Annotated in this window: 4 protein-coding genes and 1 pseudogene; all 5 read right to left on the reverse strand. The window is 76.3% G+C overall.

Features of this window, described 5'->3' with window-relative positions; genetic code table 11:
• Window positions 1-170 precede the first annotated feature (170 nt).
• Complete coding sequence (gene fabG / locus ACVMLK_RS20060; RefSeq protein ID WP_457487420.1) at window positions 171-890, reverse strand: 3-oxoacyl-ACP reductase FabG; 720 nt, start codon at window positions 888-890, stop codon at window positions 171-173.
• On the reverse strand, window positions 887-1,330 hold the full coding sequence (locus tag ACVMLK_RS20065; protein ID WP_422922251.1) for a phosphotransferase: 444 nt from the start codon (window positions 1,328-1,330) through the stop codon (window positions 887-889). Before ACVMLK_RS20065 ends, fabG begins: the two co-directional genes overlap by 4 nt.
• Entirely contained in the window at window positions 1,320-2,123 is an 804-nt protein-coding gene (locus ACVMLK_RS20070; protein ID WP_422922252.1) for a beta-ketoacyl synthase chain length factor, read from the reverse strand. The genes ACVMLK_RS20065 and ACVMLK_RS20070 overlap by 11 nt, the downstream gene beginning before the upstream one ends.
• Window positions 2,123-3,349 carry a beta-ketoacyl-ACP synthase gene (locus ACVMLK_RS20075; RefSeq protein WP_457487421.1) on the reverse strand — a complete coding sequence of 409 codons (1,227 nt, stop codon included), beginning with the start codon at window positions 3,347-3,349 and terminating at the stop codon, window positions 2,123-2,125. The genes ACVMLK_RS20070 and ACVMLK_RS20075 overlap by 1 nt, the downstream gene beginning before the upstream one ends.
• Before the next feature lie 48 nt (window positions 3,350-3,397).
• A pseudogene (locus ACVMLK_RS20080) lies at window positions 3,398-3,964 on the reverse strand (MMPL family transporter); the annotation flags it as partial.

A 3,964-nucleotide genomic window follows, 5' to 3' on the forward strand; every position in this document is an offset into this window, starting at 1 on the left:
CCCCCCCCCGCCTGATTCGGAACGATCCCGGCAGGCTGCCCGGAACGATGGTGGCCACGAGCGCGATCACCGAGGGAAGATCCGCGTGCCGAAGCCAGGGCTATACGCCCGGGCGATGCAGCGACGCGGTGTCAATCCGGCACAACCAACAAGTTGCAGGGAATCTCTCCCTAGGCCAGCCCGCCATTGATCGAGATGGTCTGGCCGGTGATGTAGGCGGCGCGGTCGGAGGCCAGGAAGGCGACCAGCTCGGCCACCTCCTCCGGCCTGCCGGCGCGCCGGGCCGGCACCAGGGCGCGCACCTGCTCGGGCGTCATCGCCGCCGCCACCGCCGGGCTCTCGATCAGGCCCGGCGCCACCGCGTTCACCGTGACGCCGCGCGGCGCGCATTCCAGCGCCAGCGACCGAACGGCGCCGCCGAGCCCCGCCTTGGCCGCCGCGTAGTTCGCCTGCCCCCGGTTGCCCATGATCGCCGAGACCGAGCTGATGGCCACGATCCTACCCCAGCGCGTGCCGATCATCGGCAGCAGCAGCGGCTGCGCCGCATGGAAGAAGCCGTTCAGCGAGACGTCGATGACGCCGTGCCACTGCGCCGCGCTCATCCCGGCCATGGGCGCGTCGGCATGGGTGCCGGCATTGTGCACCAGCACCTGCACCGGCCCGCTCTCCAGCACCGCCGCCAGGGCGCCGGCCGTCGCGGCGGCATCGGTGAGGTCGAAGGCCAGCGCCTCGGCCGCGCCGCCCGAGGCCATGATCTCCGCCGCCAGCGCCGCCACCCCGGCCCGGTTCGCATGGGCATGCAGCAGCAGGTGCAGCCCCTCCCCGGCGAGGCGGCGGGCAATGGCGGCGCCGAGCGGGCTGCCCGCCCCGGTGACGAGAGCCCGCCTCACGCCCCGGCCTCCGGCGGCAGGATGACCGTGGCCTGGCCGGCGAGCAGGGTCCGGCCCCCTTCGGCGATGCTGAAGGCATAGGTGAAGCCGCGCGCCTCGCGCGCCAGGGCGACCGCCTCGATGGCGAGGTCGCCGGCGATGTCGTCCAGCCGGTCCACCGCCAGGTCGAGGCCGCGCAGGCTGGCCAGGTAGCCCGGCCGGCTGGCCCGTGCCCCGCCTTCCGAATCCCCGCTCAACGCGCCGTGCAGGGCCATGGCCTGCAGCGCGTATTCGACACCGCACACCGCCGGCAGCAGGCCGCCCCGCCGCAGCGGATGGTCCGCCGCCCGGTGCGAGGCGGCGCGGCAGAGGATGCGGTCCGCCGTCCAGCTCTCCACGCGGTCGAGCAGGCACATGGCGCCCTGGTGCGGCACCAGGGCCAGGATGGCGTCACGCCGCATGGCAGGGCTCCAGGCGCAGGGTGATGGCCAGCCCGTCCAGCAGCGGCCAGCCGATCCGCGCCGGGCGGCCCGCCGCCAGCGCCTCCAGCAGGGGCAGCGCGCGCGCGATCGGGTTGGCGCCTTCCAGCGCGCGGCGCAACGGCCCGGGCTGGACCTCCGGCGGCAGCGGCCCGCCATGCGCCACCTCGATGGCGGCCAGGCTGCGCGGCCCGGGCTCCGGCGCCAGGACCAGGGCGGTGGCGAAGGGGATGGCGGTGGGGCGGACGGCGGCCAGGGGCTCCGGCAGCGGCGCGTCATAGCCGCAGAGGAGCAGCGGCCGGCCCCATGCGGCGACCTGCGCCACCCCCTGCAGCAGCCCGGCCGGCCAGGTGTCGTCATGGCAGCCGATGCTGACCGAGCCGAGCCGTGCCCCGGCGCCGATGCTCCAGTAGCCGGCCGCCGCATTGTGCACGGAGTTGTGGAACTGCGTCGGCGAGACATCGCCGCCCGGCGTGGCGAGCGCCTCCAGGATGGCGCCCACCACACCGCCATCGCCGTTCGAGCTGGCGAAGAGGCTGTCCAGCGCCGCCGCCTCCCGCCCGGCCGCGGCGATCGCCTCCGCCGCCGCCGCCAGGGCGAGCCGCACCACCAGGCTGGCGCGCCGCCGCTCGGTGGCGGCCAGCAGGGCGGGCGGCGGCACCAGGGTCGGCGCTTCCAGCCAGGGCGCCTCGCCCGTCAGGATGGCCCGGCTCGCCGGCCATCCCGGCAGGCCGGGGCCGAGCACGGCCGCCCCCTCGATCCAGCAGCGCGGCATCAGGCGGCTCGCCCGAGCAGCAGGCTGCAATTGCTGCCGCCGAAGCCGAAGGAGTTGCTGAGAACGCGCCCGACCGGCCGCCGCCGGTTGTCCGACACGACATCGGCGCGGAAGCCGGGGTCCACCGCCGCCACGCCGAGACAGCCGGGGATCAGCCCCTCCTCGATGCAGAGCAGGGATACCACCGCCTCCAGCGCGCCCGAGGCGCCGAGGGTATGGCCGCTCCAGCCCTTGGTGGAGGAGCAGGGCACGGTGGAGCCGAACAGGGCGGCCACCGCGCGGTCCTCCATGGCGTCGTTGGCGCGGGTGCCGGTGCCGTGCAGGTTGATGTAGTCCACCGCCGCCGGTGGCAGGCCGGCGGTGGCCAGCGCGGCGTGCATGGCGGCCTGGGCACCCAGCCCCTCGGGCTGCGGCGAGGACATGTGGTGGCCGTCGCTGCTGGCCCCGGCACCGAGCAGGGCCAGGGTACCGGGCGCCGGGGCGCGTTCCAGCAGCAGCAGCCCCGCGGCCTCGCCGATGGTGATGCCGTCGCGGTCGGCGGCGCAGGGGCGGCAAGGGCCGCGCGCCAGCAGGGAGAGGGCGTTGAAGCCCTGCAGCGTCATGCGGCAGAGGGTGTCGACGCCACCCGCCACCACCGCGTCGGCCACGTCCGCGCGCAGCAGGGCCGCCGCCTCCAGCAGGCTGCGCGCGCCCGAGGTGCAGGCGGTGGAGACGGTGAGCGCCGGGCCCCGCAGGCCGAGCCGGGCGCGGAGGTAGCGCGGCAGGGCGTAGAGGTCGTGCGTGCCGCCGAAGTCGAAATCCGCCGGCAGGGCGCCGCCGGCGCGGCGGCGGTAGGCCGCCTCGGTCTGGGCGATGCCGGCGGTGCTGGTGCCGAGCACCACGGCGACACGCGCCGCCCCGTGCCGCGCCCGTGCCGCCGCCCCGGCCGCGGCGAAGCCGTCCGCCTGCAGCGCCATCTCGGCCAGGCGGTTGTTGCGGCAGTCGTAGCGCGCGAGATCGGCCGGCAGGGCGACCAGATCGAGGCCCGGCACCCGGCCGACCCAGATTCCGTCCGGCAGGCCGGCATCCTCCGGGTCCTGCGCCGGCCGCAGTCCCCCCTGCCGCTCCAGCAGGGCCGCCCGGGTGGCGGCGAGGCCACGGCCCATGGCGCTGACCGCCGAGAAGGCGGTGATGGCCAGGGGCGCGAAGCCCGGATCGGGGCGGGAGGTGGTCGTTCGGTCCAGCATCACACCGTCAGATATGGGATTGCGGGCAGATATGGGATCGCGGGCAGTTCAGCGCGCCGGGCGAGGCGCCAGGGCCAGGGAGAGCAGGAAGGCGGCGGTCACGCCGATCGCCACCGTCAGCCCGATGCCGCGCAGCACCGGCGTGGCGCAGAGGGCCAGCAGGCCAAAGGTGAGCAGCGTGGTGACGGCGCAGGTCAGCACCGCCTCCAGGCCGCGCCGCGCCTCCGCCGGGTCCCGTGCCGGCCGGGCCAGGAACAGCGCATAGTCGATCCCCACCCCCGCCGACAACAGCAGCGCCGCGAGATGGAAGGGTGTCAGCCGCTGGTCCAGCAGGGCGAGGGCCGCCAGGGTCACCAGCAGGGCGGCCAGGATCGGGGCGCCACGGCGCAGCGCCGCGAGCGGCCCGCCGCCGCGCAGCCCGAGGGCCAGCAGGGCCAGCACGCCGAGCGCGCCGGCGGCCGCCCAGAACAGCGCCTCGCGGCTGGCGGCCAGCACCAGCCCCGTGGTCTCCGCCTTGACGTCGATGAACAGGATCGCCGGTTCGCCGAGCGCCGTCAGCGCCTGGCGCAGCGCCGCCGGATCGCGCACCCCGGCCGGGATGACCAGGCCCTGCCA

It is taken from the genome of Teichococcus aerofrigidensis (assembly GCF_054073225.1).

What these genes read in the sequence shown, in the direction of transcription:
- ACVMLK_RS20065 (WP_422922251.1), bottom strand. Translation starts at nt 1,330, where the DNA reads ATGCGGCGTGACGCCATCCTGGCCCTGGTGCCGCACCAGGGCGCCATG.
- ACVMLK_RS20070 (WP_422922252.1), bottom strand. Translation starts at nt 2,123, where the DNA reads ATGCCGCGCTGCTGGATCGAGGGGGCGGCCGTGCTCGGCCCCGGCCTG.
- ACVMLK_RS20075 (WP_457487421.1), bottom strand. Translation starts at nt 3,349, where the DNA reads ATGCTGGACCGAACGACCACCTCCCGCCCCGATCCGGGCTTCGCGCCC.